The sequence below is a fragment of the Bacteroides sp. 224 genome (genome assembly GCF_010500995.1).
Taxonomy (GTDB): Bacteria; Bacteroidota; Bacteroidia; order Bacteroidales; family Bacteroidaceae; genus Bacteroides.
The window spans coordinates 1-374 of record NZ_QVMK01000100.1 but is presented as its reverse complement, the minus strand read 5'-3'; the positions used below and the strand labels follow the sequence as shown (position 1 = coordinate 374).

Below are 374 nucleotides of genomic sequence, written 5' to 3'. Positions count from 1 at the left end.
GAGCAAACAAGCACAAGGCAGGCAGGAAGAGGGTTAATAATAGGGTTATTCTTAGTTTCATATTTATTCCAATAATAGGCGTTATAAGCGTTTACTCTAATTACATAACAGCAGTTGGGCGTATTGATAATCTTTACTATATGGTGCTTCCCGGACAAAAAGGTCTGTCTGTAGCATTCGACTTGGCTACTCACCGCGGATACGACCCCGACCACGAACGCGTAGTAGGTGACAGATAAAACGTGTTGCAAATGTAGTGCATTCGTCTGAATTGCGCAAATTTTGTTCTCAGCGAAGTCATTGAGAAAGGGCTTATGACAATCCCTATCTTTGCTGTTCAGATTCCATTGTTAGGTAGCCTGGCAAATCTTATC

The 374-nt window shown here is 42.0% G+C and carries 1 pseudogene; it reads left to right on the top strand.

The annotated features are described in order from the left end of the window. Positions 1-149: 149 nt before the first annotated feature. Positions 150-233, top strand: a pseudogene (locus tag D0T60_RS18520) (methylmalonyl-CoA mutase family protein); the annotation flags it as partial. Positions 234-374 lie beyond the last annotated feature (141 nt).